Here is a 14,764-nt window from a genome sequence, read left to right as displayed (position 1 = left end):
GTATCAGAGCGCGCGGCTCTGGTTAAGTGGAAAGTTCGTGCATGGGGAAGACAAACGGCTTCATGGAAGCGGCCTTTGAGGAGGCTCGCGCCGCCGGCGAGCGCGGCGAGGTTCCGATTGGCGCCGTGGTCGTGCATGACGGCGAGATCCTCGGGCGCGCTGGCAACGAGACGCGGGCGCGGAACGACGTCACGGCCCATGCCGAGATCCTTGCCATCCGGCGGGCGGCAGCTACCCTGGGTGACGAACGGCTTATCGACGCCGACCTTTATGTCACCCTCGAGCCCTGCACGATGTGCGCTGCGGCAATCTCCTTTGCCCGGATCCGGCGACTCTATTATGCTGCCGGGGATGTGAAAGGCGGCGCGGTCGAGAATGGCGTGCGTTTTTACCACCAGCCGACCTGCCACCACGTTCCGGAAGTCTATTCCGGCATTCGCGAAAGCGAAGCTGCCGAGATGCTTCGGGGCTTCTTCCAGGAAAGGAGAGACTGATGATCTTCGTTGCGCTCATCGCGTCTGTCGCCGGCATGGTCGCCATCGCGGTCTGGGCCTATCGCCATGTGGCGCCGCATACCGATCGCCTGCCGATGCAATGGTCCGCCAACGGTACCGTCAACTGGCGGGCACCGCGGCTGGTTGCGATTGCCGCGACCCCGGTCCTGATGCTCACGCTGATCGCCCTGATCTTCGTGTTTTCGCGCCATGACCATGCCGAGCGTGACATGGCTCTGCTCTGGATCTCCTTCATAGCGCCTGCCTTACAGGCACTGCATATGGCGCTGGTGGCGCGCACGGTCGAAAACGAGGAATGAGAGTGCGGGCTCCTGGCAGCCTCACGCGATCCCGGCAAAATCCCTGAGCGCCTGGCCGGTCATGCGGTAGCGGATCCATTCGGACTGCGGCTCGGCACCGATGGCATCATAGACGCGGATCGCAGGCTCGTTCCAGTCGAGCACGCTCCACTCGAAACGGCCACAGCCCTTTTCGACGGCAATGCCCGCGAGATGCTTCAGAAGCATCTTGCCGGCACCCGTGCCGCGATAGTCCGGCGAGACATAGAGATCCTCGAGATAAAGACCGTTCTTCGCCTGCCAGGTGGAATAGCTGTAGAACCAGACGGCAAAGCCTGCCGGTCGACCATCGCTTTCCAGGATCACCGCCTCGGTGACTGAACCTTCGCCGAAGATCGACGCGCGGATCGTCTCCTCGGTCGCCTCCACCTCATGACCGGCCTTTTCATAGACGGCCAGCTCGGTGATGAAGCCGAGAATGGTGACGGCGTCTTCAGGCGTTGCAGGGCGGATGGCGAAGGACATGGGAACACCTCAAGCAAAAGGGCAGGTCGTTTCCGCCCTGCCCTGGAAAATTTGAAATCGGAATACGCTTATTGGAAGGGCATCCACCAGGAGCTGTTCTGCTGGGCAGCCTTGGCTTCCTTCTTGCGGCGCTTTTCCTTCTTCTGTTCCGGTTCACCGAGATCGGTCAGCGCCACGTCCTGGGTCTGGCGATATTCGGTCGGCGGATCGGAGAGAAGACGGCGCTGGTCGAGATAAGCGCCCTTCTGCAGCGCGCGGGCATCGCGGAAGGCCTGCCACTTCTGCGTCTCGGTCATCGTGCCGGCCGTGCCGTAACCGGCGAGCAGCGGCGAACGATAACGCGGGTTGTCGGCGTTAGCGTCAGCTTCGGCCACAAGACGTTCGCGCGCCTCTTCCGGCGATTCCACCCATTCCGGATTGTTTTCGCGGCTGGCGACGGATGCCTGCGGCGCGACGAGCGCTGCGGTCTGTGTGCCGCCCGGGGGAAGCACGAGGTCAGGACGTGGATTGTACTTCGTGCCCTTGTTGGCAGGCTCGCGCGGGGCGATCGATACGGCCGAGCCGACATCGTCCACCAACTGCTCCATCGCCGTCTTGTCGGTGCCATAGGTCGGGCTGCCGACGCAGCCAGACAGGCCAGCGGTCACGCCGAAAAGACCAACCACACCGAGGCCAACTCTGAACAAATATGCCGAATTCATGAATGCCTACCAGCCTCGCCGCAGTTACATCAGTCATGCCGAATGCTAGCGACCAGCCCTGCCGGTCGATTTCGGCCAATTTCAGGCAGTTTTACCGGATGACCCACGAAAGCGCAAATCATCCGGTCACATTTCCTTATCCGAGTGCTGCAAGCTCGCGCAGCGCCTGGGCGTCGCGGGCCGAAACATCGGGGTATTCGGGATCGGAGCCGACGTCCCGGGTGATCTTCCAGGAGCGGGCGCACTTCGTGCCTTCGGCGAGCTTCGGCTCTACGGCGACCTTGGTGCCATCATCGAGACGGAAGGCTTCATCAGGGCCTTCGCCTGCGACAACCTGGATATCCGAGGTGATGCAGATCTCCGCGAAATCGAGACCGTCGAGAGCCTTCAGGAGCTCTGCATCCGCGACATGGACGACCGGGGCTGCTTCCAGCGAGGAGCCGATGCGCTTTTCCTTGCGCTCGATTTCCAAGGCACCGGTGACGGCGCGGCGGACGGCGCGAACGCCCTTCCACTTTTCGGCAACCGCCTCGTTCGACCAGTCGCCCGGCACCGTCGGGAACTGTTCGAGATGGACCGACTCGGCGTTCGGATCGCGCGAGAGCCACGCCTCTTCCGTCGTGAACGGCATCATCGGGGCAAACCACAGGACCAGGCAGTCGAAGAGCTTGCGGATGACGAAGAGGGCCGAGCGGCGCTTCAGGCTCGACGGGGCGTCGCAATAGAGCGTGTCCTTGCGGATGTCGAAATAGAAGGCCGAGAGCTCGACATTGGCGAAGTCCGACAAAGCACGGACGATGCGCTTGAAGTCGAACTCGTCATAGCCCTTGCGGACGATCTGATCGAGCTCGGACAAGCGATGCAGCATCAGCTTTTCGAGTTCCGGAAGATCGGCATAGGCGATCTCGTCGCCATGGTCATGGGCGAGCGTGCCGAGCATCCAGCGCACAGTGTTGCGGATCTTGCGGTAGCTGTCGATGTTGGTCTGGATGATCGTCTTGCCGAGGCGCTGGTCTTCCCAGTAGTCGGTGTTCATGACCCAGAGACGCAGGATATCGGCGCCGGATTCCTTCATCACATCCTGCGGCGTCACCGTGTTGCCGAGCGACTTCGACATCTTGCGGCCGTCTTCCGCCATCGTGAACCCGTGGGTGACGACAGCGTTGTAGGGCGCACGGCCACGGGTGGCGCAGCTTTCGAGCAGCGACGAATGGAACCAGCCGCGATGCTGGTCGGAGCCTTCAAGATAGACATCGGCCGGCCATTTCAGGTCCGGGCGGTCTTCGAGCGTGAAGGTGTGGGTCGAGCCAGAGTCGAACCAGACGTCGAGGATGTCGGTGACCATCTGCCACTTGTCGCCATCATGCTCGCCGGCCAGGAAACGTTCCTTCGCACCTTCGGCGAACCAGGCATCGGCGCCTTCGACTTCGAAGGCTTCGAGGATGCGGGCATTGACCTTTTCATCCTGCAGAACATTGCCTTCGGCATCGGCGAAGACGCAGATCGGGACGCCCCAGGCGCGCTGGCGGGAGAGGACCCAGTCCGGGCGCTGTTCGATCATGGCGCGCAGGCGGTTCTGGCCACCTGATGGCACGAAGCGGGTCTGGTCGATGGCGGAGAGCGCACGGGTGCGCAGCGTCGTGCCGTCGGCCAAGTCCTTGTCCATGTAGACGAACCACTGCGGCGTGTTGCGGAAGATGACCGGCTTCTTAGATCGCCAGGAATGCGGGTATTCGTGCTTGATCCGGCCACGGGCGAAGAGGTTGTTCGCCTTGATCAGCGCATCCATGACCCGCTTGTTGGCGTCGCCCTTCTTGCCGTTGTCGTCGAGCACGCGGGCAGCACCGCCTTCGGCGGACGGGCCGAAGCCGGGGGCGTCCTCGGTGTAGAAGCCGGCGTCATCGACCGGGAACGGGATCTTCACGTCGATGCCGCGGGCTTCGAGCGCACGGACATTGGCCATCCAGGCTTCAAAGTCTTCGCGGCCATGCGACGGAGCCGTGTGGACGAAGCCAGTACCGGCGTCATCGGTAACGTGGTCGCCATCGAGCATCGGAACGGCGAAGTTGTAGCCGAGGTCGGCCAGCGGATGGGCGCAGGTGATCGCGCCGAGGTCGGCAGCGGTCACATCGCATACCAGCTTAAAGGTCACCTTAGCCTTGGTCGCAGCGTCTTCGGCGAGGCGCTTGGCGAAAATCAGCTTCTCACCCGGCTGCGGGCCAAAATCGTTGGTGGCATCGGTGATCTCATAGAGACCGTACTCGATCTTCGAGGAGTAGGAGATCGCGCGGTTGCCCGGGATGGTCCAAGGGGTGGTGGTCCAGATGACGACGGAGGCGGTCTTCAGTTCATTTTCACGATCAGTGACAGCCGCCAACTCTTGGTCGATGGTTTCGTCATCTACGAAAGCGACTAGATCCGCGCGCACTACCGGGAACTTCACCCAGATGGTGTCGCTCTCGACCTCGGCATATTCCACCTCGGCCTCAGCCAGCGCCGTGCGCTCGACGACCGACCACATGATCGGCTTCGATCCGCGATAGAGCTGGCCGGACATGGCGATCTTCAGGAGTTCGCCGGCGATGCGGGCTTCCGAGTGGAAGGCCATGGTGGTGTAGGGATTGTCGAAATCGCCCTCGATGCCGAGACGGCGGAACTCGTCCGACTGGATGTTGATCCAGCCCTGCGCGAACTCGCGGCATTCCTTGCGGAATTCGTTGACCGGGACCTCGTTCTTGTCCTTGCCCTTCTCGCGATACTTTTCCTCGATCTTCCATTCGATCGGCAGACCGTGGCAATCCCAGCCGGGCACGTAGTTGCTATCGAAACCACGCATCTGGAAGGAGCGGGTGATGACGTCCTTCAGCACCTTGTTCAGCGCATGGCCGATATGGATGTTGCCGTTGGCATAGGGCGGGCCGTCATGCAGGACGAATTTCTCCCGGCCGGCGGCCGAGGCGCGGAGCTTCTTGTAAAGGCCCATCTGCTTCCACTTCGCGGCCATTTCCGGCTCCTTCTGAGGAAGGCCGGCGCGCATCGGGAATTCGGTCTCGGGCAGATAGAGGGTCTTGGAGTAGTCGATCTTTTCAGGGGTATCGGTCATGGATCAGCCATCGAATGGGGCGACCTCAAGCGGTCGCGGAACTATGTCATGGATTGGCGGCAAGCGGGCGCTAAGGCTTTCAGACCCAACGCCAAAAACCCGGACCTTCCCGCAGCTCTTCAAGCCGCCGGGAGGGCCGGGCCAATAATTCGAATGATCCGGGCCGCCGAAAGATACGTCATGGCCGCGTTCTTTAGGGGTTTTTCGCGCCAAAAGGAAGGGGCAAGATGGGTTGTCGCATGACCGCTTTCACTCGCCGCCGTCAGCCTCGACGACCGCGCGGAGGGCGTCGTTGATGCGGTCCTGCCAGCCGGGGCCGTCCTTCTGGAAATGGGCGAGGACGGCGCTGTCGAGCTTGATGGAAACGAGTTCCTTGACGTCGGGTGCCGCGCGGCGCTCGACCACCGGGGCTGCCGGCTTCTTCACGGGCTTGAACAGCGCCTCGGCGGCATCCTTCGGGTTTACGGGTCTGCGTGGCGTCATGGCCATGGGGGTGCCTTTCGGGCTGTATCGAGATTGGATGGGCCGCACTAGGTCTGAATGCGGCCGAGGCGTCAAGCGGTGATGGCGTGGCCACCGGGCATTGCTCAGCCGGAACGTGAAAGGTCGGCGAAGAAATCCGCCTTGCCGAGCCTTCGGGCGATCAGAATGCCGACGAGCAGAGCGGCCACAAAGATGGCTGCCGAAGGGTGGCCGAGGCCGAGTGCGGGGATCGAGGCGCCGGGGCAGAAGCCGGCAATGCCCCAGCCAATGCCGAAGACGGCCGAGCCGCCAACCAGCTTCGCATCAATGGTGTTCGCTTTGGGCAGTCGGAAGCTCTGGTCGAAGAGCGGCTTGTCGCGCATCCGGAAAAGCAAGGCGTAGCCGGGGGCGGCCACCGCGAGCGCACCGGCCATGACGAAGGCGAGGCTCGGATCGAAACTGCCGGCGAGGTCGAAGAAGTTTAGGACCTTGGCGGGGTTCGCCATGCCGGACAGGGCGATGCCGGTTCCAAAGAGGGCACCGATCAGGAAAACGATGAGGAAGCGCATCAGATCGCGACCTCGAAGACGTGACGGGTGAGAAACACGGTGAGGATGGCGAAGGCCATGAAGGTGGCGGTGGCCGCAATCGAGCGGCGCGAGAGGCGGGCCATGCCGCAGATGCCGTGGCCGGAGGTGCAACCGGAGCCGAAGGTGACGCCGATGCCGGCGATCAGGCCGCCGACAATGAGAGCTGTGGTGGACACAGGAACCGCGTAGTCGACCTCGTAGCCACCGAGCGAAAGCGCAAGCGGTGCAAGGATCGCGCCGGCGAGGAAGGCTGTTTTCCAGGACCAGTCCGAGCCGAGCGGCGGCAGGATGCCACCGATGATCGCGGTCATGCCGGCAATCCTGCCCCAGGTCAGCATCAGGAGCAGCGCCGAGAGCCCGATCAGCAGGCCTCCGGCAAACGACATCAGGGGGGTGAATTCGGTCAAGGCGGTCTCCAGCTTCGCCCGTCGGATCACGGGCCTATCTTACATATGGCCATGCATATGTGACGCTGAGTGGATCGGCAACTCACATCGCCGAAAACGCTTGTGACCTTGCTCAGAAGGCGATGGCCGTGTCCAACGGGCCGAGGGGTGACACGCCCGCGAGCAGCGCCCTCGCCTCCTCCGCATCCTTGTGGATCTGGGCGACGAGCGGATCCAGCCCGTCGAACTTCCACTCGTCGCGCAGAAAACCGAAGAGCGAGACGGAACAGACCTCGCCGTAGAGATCGCCGGAGAAATCGAAGACGAAGGTTTCGAGCCAGGGATCGCCATTGCTGGTGACGGTCGGGCGATAGCCGAAGCTCGCGACACCGTCGCGGATGATGCCATCGGGCCGGCGGAAGCGGACGGCGTAGATGCCGGGCTTGAGCGTCGCTTCCGGCGGCAGATGCATGTTGGCAGTTGGGAAACCTAGGGTGCGGCCAACCTGCTGGCCCTTCATGATCTCTGCTTCAACCGTATAGCGATAGCCGAGCAGACCGGCCGCCTGAGCGACGTCACCCTCGGCGATCAAGCCGCGGATGCGGCTCGAGGAGATGACCTCGGCCCCCTCGTCGCGGAAGGCATCGACGAGGCTGACGCCGAAGCCGTGGCGGCTGCCGGCCTGCATGAGATAGGCGGGACCGCCTTCCCTGCCCTTGCCGAAGTGGAAGTCAAAACCGGTCACGACTTCGCGGGCACCCAGCCAGTCACCAAGGATCGACTGGACGAAATCCTCGGCGGAGCGCTGCGAGAATTCGCGGTCGAAGGGATATTCGATCACCGAATGGAAGCCCATGGCTTCGAGAATGCGCGCGCGCAAGGACGGCGGCGTCAGGCGGAAGACCGGCTTGTCGGGATTGAAGACGGTGCGCGGATGCGGTTCGAATGTCAGCACCAGAGCGGGCACACCGAGCGTTTCGGCCCGCTCCAGCGCGCGCTTGAGCACGGCCTGGTGGCCGCGATGCACGCCATCGAAATTGCCGATCGCCACCACGCCGCCGCGCAAGGCAGCCGGCAGTGGTTCTTTCTTCTCGTTGCGGTGAAAGACGGTCATCGCAGGTCCCGCCTCATGCCAGCCTGTGCATCCAGAATTGCGGCGCGACCTTCTCGCGGTCGAGGAAGAGCTTGAGCCGCGCCTCATCAGTTACGTTGTTCGTCGCGTAGTCGGCGGCGTGGATGCCGCCCGAGATGTAGAGCAGATCGAGGCCGGCATCGACGGCACCCTTGACGTCGGTCGGCATGCCGTCGCCGATGGCGAGCACGCGGGACTTATCGAATTCGCCCCGGGCTTCGCGAGCGGCCGCCAGCGTCGCCTCATAGATTGGCGAGTGCGGCTTGCCGGCAATGCGGGTCTCGCCACCGAGTGCGGTGTAGAAGGCGGCAACGGCGCCGGCGCAGGGGATGATACGATGGCCGCGCTCGACGACCAGATCAGGGTTGGCGCAGATCAGGGGGACCTTGCGGGCGACGAAGTCTGTCAGCAGGTCGCGGTAGTCTTCCGGCGTCTCCACCTCGTCATCGAAGAAGCCGGTGCAGACGACGCAATCGGCCTCTTCCTTCGACACCACCTCGACGTCGAGACCGTCGAAGAGCGGGAGGTCGCGCTCAGGGCCGAGCAAGTAGACCTTCTTCGGGCCGGCGGCGATCAGGGTGCGGGTGACATCGCCCGAGGTGACGATACGGTCATAGGCCGTGTCGGGAACGCCGATGGCGCGCAGCTGCGGGATGACGCCGATGGCAGGCCGCGGCGAATTGGTGATCAGCACGACCGTGAGCCCCTTTTCGCGGGCGGCCGTCAGGGCTTCGCCGGCGAGTGGGAAGGCGTCGATGCCGTTGTGCAATACGCCCCAGACGTCGCAGAGAATGACGTCGTAAGCGTCGGTCACGTCGCCGAGGGTGGTAATGCTGCGGGTCATCATCTGTCCTGACTGCTGAATGTGTGTCCGGTGACATGGCAAAGGACGGGCGGCAAGGCAAGGGGCAAGCGTCGCGACGCCCGAAAATGGCAGCCGTTGCCTTCAGCGTCAGAGAAGGAAACGGGCCGCCAGCCCGAGTGCTCCTGATATGAGCAGCGTCTTGCCGATGCCGAGATGGAAGCGGAAGATCATGACGGCCGAGATGACGGCGATGACCAGGGCCTGCCAGTCGAGCGAGGACCAGACCGGCTGCGGAACGGAGAGTGTCAGCGGTCCAAGATTGACCAGATCGACCGGCTCCACCCGGGTAAAGACGACATGCAGCGCGAACCAGACGGCGAGATTGAGGATGACGCCGACCACCGCGGCGGTGATCGCTGAAAGGGCGGCACTCAGCAGTCGGTTGCCGCGCAGCCGCTCGATATAAGGGGCACCGGCGAAGATCCAGATGAAGCTCGGGATAAAGGTAGCCCAGGCGGCAATGAGACCACCGAGCAGGCCGCCGACGAGCGGATCGAGCGCCCCGCTCTGACGGAAGCCAGCCAGGAAGCCGACATAGGAGAGGACGAGAACCAGCGGTCCCGGCGTCGTCTCGGCAAGTGCGAGACCATCGAGCATCTCGCCGGGTTTCAGCCACGCATAATGATCGACAGCCACCTGGGCGACATAGGCAAGCACCGCATACGCGCCGCCGAAGGTGACGAGCGCCATCTTCGAGAAGAATGTCTGGACCTCGGGAAGCGCCGTTTCGGGAAGGGTCAGCCACAGGATTGGCAATGGTGCGAGCCAGACGCCGATCCAGAACAGAAGTGCCGCAAGCTGGCGCAGGAGGGGTGGCCGCGCGCTTACCTCTTCCACAATCTCGCCAGCCGCCGACGGAACGCCCCGGGCATGGACAAGACCAATTGCGGCAGCGGCAAGCACGACGAGCGGGAATGGCAGGGAGAAGAAGAACAGAGAGATGAAGGCCGCGGCAGCCAAGCCCCGATGGAACCCGGTCTTCAGGGCCCGCTTGCCGATGCGGATGACGGCTTCGACGACGACGGCAAGCACGGCAGCCTTGAGCCCGAAGAAGAGACCGGCGACGAGACCCGTGTCCTGATAGAGCGCATAGAGCGTGGAAAGACCGAGGATGACCGCCAGCCCTGGGAGGACGAAGAGCAGGCCGGCGACGATGCCGCCGCGCACGCCATGCAGCAACCAGCCGATATAGGTGGCGAGCTGCTGAGCTTCGGGGCCCGGCAGGAGCATGCAGTAGTTCAGGGCGTGAAGATAGCGATCCTCATTGATCCAGCGCTTTTCCTCGACGCAGATCTTGTGCATCAGCGCGATCTGCGCCGCCGGGCCGCCGAAGGACATCAGGCCGATGCGGGCGAAGGCGGAGACGAGTTCGGGAAATGTCGGTGAAACGGAGGCATCGATAGAGGCTTCGGTTGCGTGGATGTCGGTGGATTTCGCCGGCATGCAGCAGTCCCTTTTTTCACGAGCGCGCTTGACTCGTCCGCAGGCTGTTCTTATCTCAGCCTCGCTGGCACTCTCCAGGGGGGAGTGCTAACAAATTCCGATGCGATGCCCTCCAGGGATCGCGAGTGTCATTTGATCGAGGGATTAGACAATGGCAAGCACCAATTTCCGTCCGCTGCACGACCGCGTTGTAGTCAAGCGCGTCGAGTCCGAAGAAAAGACCAAGGGCGGCATCATCATTCCTGACACTGCCAAGGAAAAGCCGGCTGAAGGCGAAGTCATCGCTGTTGGCCCGGGCGCCCGCGACGAAAGCGGCAAGCAGGTTGCTCTCGACGTTAAGGTCGGCGACCGCGTCCTGTTCGGCAAGTGGTCCGGCACCGAGGTCAAGCTCGATGGCGTCGACCTGCTGATCATGAAGGAAGCCGATATCATGGGCGTCATCGGCTGATTTCAGCGCGATCACCCATCTTCCTTTTTAACCAAGTCAACAATGGGCTAGAAGCCCGGGAGTTTGAACATGGCTGCTAAAGAAATCAAGTTTGGCCGCACCGCGCGCGAAAAGATGCTGCATGGCGTCGACATCCTCGCAGACGCCGTGAAGGTAACGCTCGGCCCGAAGGGTCGTAACGTCATCATCGACAAGTCCTTCGGCGCACCGCGCATCACCAAGGACGGTGTATCCGTTGCCAAGGAAATCGAACTGGAAGACAAGTTCGAGAACATGGGCGCCCAGATGGTCCGCGAAGTTGCTTCGAAGACCAACGACATCGCCGGCGACGGCACCACGACCGCAACCGTTCTTGCCCAGGCCATCGTTCGCGAAGGCAACAAGGCCGTTGCTGCCGGCATGAACCCGATGGACCTGAAGCGCGGTATCGATCTGGCCGTTGCTGAAGTCGTCAAGGACCTCCAGGCCAAGGCCAAGAAGATCTCGACTTCGGAAGAAGTTGCCCAGGTCGGCACGATCTCGGCCAATGGCGACACGCAGGTCGGCAAGGACATTGCCGAAGCCATGCAGAAGGTCGGCAACGAAGGTGTTATCACCGTCGAAGAAGCCAAGACCGCTGAAACCGAACTCGAAGTCGTCGAAGGCATGCAGTTCGACCGCGGCTACCTGTCGCCCTACTTCGTGACCAACCCGGAAAAGATGGTCGCCGATCTCGACGACGCATACATCCTCCTGCACGAAAAGAAGCTCTCGAACCTCCAGGCCATGCTGCCGGTTCTCGAAGCCGTCGTTCAGACCGGCAAGCCGCTCGTCATTATCGCTGAAGACGTCGAAGGCGAAGCTCTTGCAACGCTCGTCGTCAACAAGCTGCGTGGCGGCCTGAAGATCGCTGCCGTCAAGGCTCCTGGCTTCGGCGATCGCCGCAAGGCCATGCTGGAAGACATCGCCATCCTGTCGGGCGGCACTGTCATCTCGGAAGACCTCGGCATCAAGCTCGAGTCTGTCACCCTCGACATGCTCGGCCGCGCCAAGAAGGTCTCGATCACCAAGGAAAACACCACCATCGTTGATGGTGCTGGCCAGAAGTCCGACATCGAAGGCCGCGTTGCCCAGATCAAGGCGCAGATCGAAGAAACCTCTTCGGACTACGACCGCGAGAAGCTGCAGGAACGCCTTGCCAAGCTCGCTGGTGGCGTTGCCGTCATCCGCGTTGGCGGCTCGACCGAAATCGAAGTCAAGGAACGCAAGGACCGCATCGACGACGCGCTGAACGCAACGCGCGCCGCCGTTCAGGAAGGCATCGTACCGGGCGGTGGTACCGCTCTGCTGCGTTCTTCCACGAAGATCACCGTCAAGGGTGCAAACGACGACCAGGAAGCCGGCATCAACATCGTTCGCCGCGCCCTCCAGTCGCTGGTTCGCCAGATCGCCACCAACGCTGGTGACGAAGCTTCGATCATCGTCGGCAAGATCCTCGACAAGAACGAAGAAAACTACGGCTACAACGCCCAGACCGGCGAATTCGGCGACATGATCGCCATGGGTATCGTCGATCCGGTCAAGGTTGTCCGCACTGCCCTGCAGAACGCAGCTTCGGTTGCTTCGCTGCTGATCACCACCGAAGCCATGATCGCCGAACTTCCGAAGAAGGAAGCTGCTGGCGGCATGCCGGGCGGCATGGGCGGTATGGGCGGCATGGACATGATGTAAGACCTTCGGGTCTTACCATCGGGTCCATCAAAGCCGCCCATCACTTAAAGTGGTTCAGCGCGTCAAGCGCGCTGAACAGGCGGCATGGACATGATGTAAGACCTTCGGGTCTGACATCTGAGCCATCCGGTTCAGTCTTTCGGAAGGGCGGCCCTCGGGTCGCCCTTTTTGCGTTTGCCGTTAAGCAACCGCGCCCAAATTTGGCATCGGGTTTGGTCAGGTCCGACGGTTGACACCAAAGTCTCTAATATAACAATGTGTGGGGAATCGCAGGCAACATGCGAGATGTGAGGAACCAATGCATGGCATCGCGCCATCATTATTTCATATATTTCTAATACTCGTCAAAGATAGACTTGGGAGAGTTCTGCACCAAAACGAGGCATCGACCGTTTTCACGCTGAATAAATCGTGGTATCCAAGTCGTTAATTCCGGCGTGTTCAGGATGTTCGTCTTCAACCTTCTTGTGGGGGAAGGTTGAAAAACTTGGTTGGTGCAACGTGCACCACACGATGACGTGCGTCTCTGCGGCCGGAGCAGCACGCGACGATGCAGACCGTCCAGCTTTGTCAGTCGGGTCGACTGTCGGGTCTGGCGCTCGACGGCATGCCTTCCCGAACAGGGGCGGGAGCGCATGGTTCAAGCGGTTCCGATTGGAAGCGCTTGAAGAGCATGGCGGACGGATATCCGTTCGTTGAAGTGGTGCCGGCCTGGCCGGATGGGGGTTCGGCTGAGGGGTAGAAAACTCCCGGCCGTGAGAATTGGGGCCAGTTCTGGCTATCGACTTGGGGAAAGCCTTGTTCAAAATAGCAAATGCAGATCTTGCGACCACCTTTAGGGTGAGCGAACAGGATGGAGACGGCCTGCTCGGGCAGCACGCCTGCCGCTTTGGCCTGTCGGAAGACTGGACCGGTGACCTGACCAACGGGCTATTGAAGCTCGGGAACCATGCCAAGACCCTGCATGGGCTCGAAAACCATGAATGCGGCCTGCTGACGGTCATGCGGTGCTACGAACCGGGTGACCGTGGGCACATTCTTCGGCTTTTCGAACAGGCCGCTACGCAGCCTTCGCGCTTCTGCTATTCGACGACGATCGTCTCTGGATCACAGCATCGGCAGCCGGTGTTCTGCATCGGCGAGTCCTCCGGCTTCGAGGGCAGCAGCGGCAACATGGTCGGGCTCTTCATCTTCCCGCGTTTCCAACTCCCACCGACGGTTTCCGTATTGCCGGTCTGAGCTACCCGCTTTCGCTTACATGGAGTTTTCAACGAGCGGACGCCCCTGGGCTGTCAATAAGCACGTCTGCAACTTAAATCCGAATAGCGAACGAGGCGCGCACTGTCGTTTCGTTTTTGTGAACGAACAGTCAAAGACTGTTAACCTATGCCTGCGACAAAAAAGCAGGCATCTAGGCGGCAGTTACTGGAACCGCCACGGCTGGGGTTTCAGCGTCAACGCTAAACGGAGTTCCCCCAATGTCCGCCACCAACAATGGCCTTCTCGTTCTCGTTCGCATTCTCCTGTCCTTCATGTTCATCATGGCTGGCTACGGCAAGCTCGCCGACCCGGCTGGCACCGCCGGCATGATCTCGGGCGCAGGCCTGCCTGCCGCCGACCTCCTGGCCTATGCTGCCGGCCTCTATGAGCTGGTTGCCGGTCTCTTCATCCTCGTTGGCTTCCAGACCAAGATCACTGCCTGGACCGTCGCTCTCTTCTGCGTCTTCACCGGTCTCGTCTTCCACACCGGCACCGTTGCCATTGAAGGCTGGCCGGAAGGCGCACTCGGCTGGATCAACACGCTGAACCAGATCATGGTCATGAAGAACGTCACGCTGGCCGGCGGTTACATCGCTCTCGCCATCATCGGCGCCGGCGCCTACTCGATCGACGCCCGCCGCGGCTCGGCTTCTGCCGTCACCGCCTGATCCCTGCCCCACAAGGCAAAGAGAAACCCGCTGGAGCGCTCCGGCGGGTTTTTTCGTATCGCTCATTTGCACTTAAGACTTTTGCGCCAGCCAGACTGTCGCGCCACCGCATGTGGGATCTTCGACCACGTGTCGCAGGACCTCAAAGCCGTTTTCCGACAGGAGGGACCGATACTCCTCGGGATCGAGGCTGGCGTGATACATCGGCTCGCCCTCGAACTCGCCGATTGCCACGCCGGCCGCGGGCCCCGAGGTGAACATCAGCGTAGCGCCGCTTGCGGCATGTGATGCGAAGCACGGGAACATCGCCCGCTGCGCCTCGGGCGTCAGATGGAAGAAGCTGTGCCAGGCGACAATCGCATCAAATGTCCGCCCCAGCGCCAGATCCCGCATATCGCCGACATGAAAATCATGTGCCGGGAATCGCTCTCGGCAAAGGCGGATCAGAGGTTCGGAGACGTCCAACCCGGTGACCAGAAAGCCTCGATCAATCAGGTCCGCCGCGATGGGTTCGCCGGAGCCGCATCCGAGATCGAGCACATGGGCACCGGGCTGCAACGGCACGACAAGGAGGTCCAGCCAGGGACGCTCGAAGCCGTTCTTCCCCCGGACGCGATCGAAGGCCTCCGCATGACGCGCATACAATCCGGGGATGGCATCCGCGTGTGACATGGGGCC

16 protein-coding genes are annotated in these 14,764 nt (G+C 62.0%); 6 read left to right on the top strand and 10 right to left on the bottom strand.

The annotated features are described in order from the left end of the window. Window positions 1-41 precede the first annotated feature (41 nt). Both C0V73_RS07595 and C0V73_RS07590 read left to right on the top strand, forming a co-directional pair. The gene (locus tag C0V73_RS07595; RefSeq protein WP_102019381.1) at window positions 42-494 is read left to right on the top strand and encodes a nucleoside deaminase; all 453 of its coding nucleotides are present in this window, start codon (window positions 42-44) and stop codon (window positions 492-494) included. Then, window positions 494-814 (top strand): hypothetical protein, encoded by a 321-nt coding sequence (locus C0V73_RS07590; RefSeq protein ID WP_102019380.1) that lies wholly within the window; start codon window positions 494-496, stop codon window positions 812-814. The genes C0V73_RS07595 and C0V73_RS07590 overlap by 1 nt, the downstream gene beginning before the upstream one ends. Before the next feature lie 21 nt (window positions 815-835). On the opposite strand, the gene C0V73_RS07585 is transcribed toward C0V73_RS07590, so the two are convergent. From C0V73_RS07585 to chrA, 9 genes are all read right to left on the bottom strand, one after another. Then, on the bottom strand, window positions 836-1,318 hold the full coding sequence (locus tag C0V73_RS07585; protein WP_102019379.1) for a GNAT family N-acetyltransferase: 483 nt from the start codon (window positions 1,316-1,318) through the stop codon (window positions 836-838). 68 nt (window positions 1,319-1,386) lie between these two features. Continuing rightward, complete coding sequence (locus C0V73_RS07580) at window positions 1,387-2,019, bottom strand: hypothetical protein (RefSeq protein ID WP_102019378.1); 633 nt, start codon at window positions 2,017-2,019, stop codon at window positions 1,387-1,389. Between the two features lie 136 nt (window positions 2,020-2,155). Beyond that, window positions 2,156-5,122 carry an isoleucine--tRNA ligase gene (gene ileS, locus C0V73_RS07575; RefSeq protein ID WP_102019377.1) on the bottom strand — a complete coding sequence of 989 codons (2,967 nt, stop codon included), beginning with the start codon at window positions 5,120-5,122 and terminating at the stop codon, window positions 2,156-2,158. A gap of 249 nt (window positions 5,123-5,371) precedes the next feature. Then, window positions 5,372-5,611 (bottom strand): BrnA antitoxin family protein, encoded by a 240-nt coding sequence (locus C0V73_RS07565; RefSeq protein WP_006726600.1) that lies wholly within the window; start codon window positions 5,609-5,611, stop codon window positions 5,372-5,374. A 98-nt stretch (window positions 5,612-5,709) separates the two neighbouring features. Continuing rightward, window positions 5,710-6,153, bottom strand: coding sequence for a DUF6691 family protein (locus C0V73_RS07560; RefSeq protein WP_102019375.1), 444 nt, complete (start codon window positions 6,151-6,153; stop codon window positions 5,710-5,712). Further along, complete coding sequence (locus C0V73_RS07555; protein WP_245407907.1) at window positions 6,153-6,581, bottom strand: YeeE/YedE family protein; 429 nt, start codon at window positions 6,579-6,581, stop codon at window positions 6,153-6,155. Before C0V73_RS07555 ends, C0V73_RS07560 begins: the two co-directional genes overlap by 1 nt. Window positions 6,582-6,693: 112 nt before the next feature. Further along, window positions 6,694-7,674 (bottom strand): bifunctional riboflavin kinase/FAD synthetase, encoded by a 981-nt coding sequence (locus C0V73_RS07550; RefSeq protein ID WP_102019374.1) that lies wholly within the window; start codon window positions 7,672-7,674, stop codon window positions 6,694-6,696. Window positions 7,675-7,687: 13 nt separating this feature from the next. After that, window positions 7,688-8,536, bottom strand: coding sequence for a TIGR01459 family HAD-type hydrolase (locus tag C0V73_RS07545; protein ID WP_102019636.1), 849 nt, complete (start codon window positions 8,534-8,536; stop codon window positions 7,688-7,690). Window positions 8,537-8,644: 108 nt separating this feature from the next. Further along, window positions 8,645-10,000: a chromate efflux transporter gene (gene chrA, locus C0V73_RS07540; protein WP_102019373.1), complete on the bottom strand. Its 1,356-nt coding sequence runs from the start codon at window positions 9,998-10,000 to the stop codon at window positions 8,645-8,647. A gap of 151 nt (window positions 10,001-10,151) precedes the next feature. Here chrA and groES point away from each other — a divergent pair, with 151 nt between their 5' ends. From groES to C0V73_RS07520, 4 genes are all read left to right on the top strand, one after another. Then, the gene (gene groES, locus C0V73_RS07535) at window positions 10,152-10,448 is read left to right on the top strand and encodes a co-chaperone GroES (RefSeq protein ID WP_054148802.1); all 297 of its coding nucleotides are present in this window, start codon (window positions 10,152-10,154) and stop codon (window positions 10,446-10,448) included. Between the two features lie 69 nt (window positions 10,449-10,517). Continuing rightward, window positions 10,518-12,158 carry a chaperonin GroEL gene (groL, locus tag C0V73_RS07530; RefSeq protein ID WP_102019372.1) on the top strand — a complete coding sequence of 547 codons (1,641 nt, stop codon included), beginning with the start codon at window positions 10,518-10,520 and terminating at the stop codon, window positions 12,156-12,158. Between the two features lie 798 nt (window positions 12,159-12,956). Beyond that, window positions 12,957-13,397, top strand: a complete 441-nt coding sequence (locus C0V73_RS07525; protein WP_102019371.1) for a hypothetical protein — start codon at window positions 12,957-12,959, stop codon at window positions 13,395-13,397. A gap of 239 nt (window positions 13,398-13,636) precedes the next feature. Further along, complete coding sequence (locus tag C0V73_RS07520; RefSeq protein ID WP_102019370.1) at window positions 13,637-14,086, top strand: DoxX family protein; 450 nt, start codon at window positions 13,637-13,639, stop codon at window positions 14,084-14,086. A gap of 72 nt (window positions 14,087-14,158) precedes the next feature. Here C0V73_RS07520 and C0V73_RS07515 read toward each other — a convergent pair whose 3' ends face one another. Beyond that, a complete protein-coding gene (locus C0V73_RS07515) occupies window positions 14,159-14,758 on the bottom strand; it encodes a class I SAM-dependent methyltransferase (protein WP_102019369.1) in 600 nt (199 codons plus the stop codon). Window positions 14,759-14,764 lie beyond the last annotated feature (6 nt).

Origin of the sequence: Rhizobium sp. TH135 (assembly GCF_002855515.1) — a bacterium.
Classification (GTDB): domain Bacteria; phylum Pseudomonadota; class Alphaproteobacteria; order Rhizobiales; family Rhizobiaceae; genus Allorhizobium.
Note: the sequence above shows the minus strand (reverse complement) of the source record. Positions and strands in the feature narration are given on the sequence as shown.

What these genes read in the sequence shown, in the direction of transcription:
- C0V73_RS07580 (WP_102019378.1), bottom strand. Translation starts at nt 2,019, where the DNA reads ATGAATTCGGCATATTTGTTCAGAGTTGGCCTCGGTGTGGTTGGTCTT.
- groES (WP_054148802.1), top strand. Translation starts at nt 10,152, where the DNA reads ATGGCAAGCACCAATTTCCGTCCGCTGCACGACCGCGTTGTAGTCAAG.
- ileS (WP_102019377.1), bottom strand. Translation starts at nt 5,122, where the DNA reads ATGACCGATACCCCTGAAAAGATCGACTACTCCAAGACCCTCTATCTG.
- chrA (WP_102019373.1), bottom strand. Translation starts at nt 10,000, where the DNA reads ATGCCGGCGAAATCCACCGACATCCACGCAACCGAAGCCTCTATCGAT.
- C0V73_RS07585 (WP_102019379.1), bottom strand. Translation starts at nt 1,318, where the DNA reads ATGTCCTTCGCCATCCGCCCTGCAACGCCTGAAGACGCCGTCACCATT.
- C0V73_RS07550 (WP_102019374.1), bottom strand. Translation starts at nt 7,674, where the DNA reads ATGACCGTCTTTCACCGCAACGAGAAGAAAGAACCACTGCCGGCTGCC.
- C0V73_RS07515 (WP_102019369.1), bottom strand. Translation starts at nt 14,758, where the DNA reads ATGTCACACGCGGATGCCATCCCCGGATTGTATGCGCGTCATGCGGAG.
- C0V73_RS07545 (WP_102019636.1), bottom strand. Translation starts at nt 8,536, where the DNA reads ATGACCCGCAGCATTACCACCCTCGGCGACGTGACCGACGCTTACGAC.
- C0V73_RS07590 (WP_102019380.1), top strand. Translation starts at nt 494, where the DNA reads ATGATCTTCGTTGCGCTCATCGCGTCTGTCGCCGGCATGGTCGCCATC.
- C0V73_RS07565 (WP_006726600.1), bottom strand. Translation starts at nt 5,611, where the DNA reads ATGGCCATGACGCCACGCAGACCCGTAAACCCGAAGGATGCCGCCGAG.
- C0V73_RS07595 (WP_102019381.1), top strand. Translation starts at nt 42, where the DNA reads ATGGGGAAGACAAACGGCTTCATGGAAGCGGCCTTTGAGGAGGCTCGC.
- C0V73_RS07520 (WP_102019370.1), top strand. Translation starts at nt 13,637, where the DNA reads ATGTCCGCCACCAACAATGGCCTTCTCGTTCTCGTTCGCATTCTCCTG.
- groL (WP_102019372.1), top strand. Translation starts at nt 10,518, where the DNA reads ATGGCTGCTAAAGAAATCAAGTTTGGCCGCACCGCGCGCGAAAAGATG.
- C0V73_RS07560 (WP_102019375.1), bottom strand. Translation starts at nt 6,153, where the DNA reads ATGCGCTTCCTCATCGTTTTCCTGATCGGTGCCCTCTTTGGAACCGGC.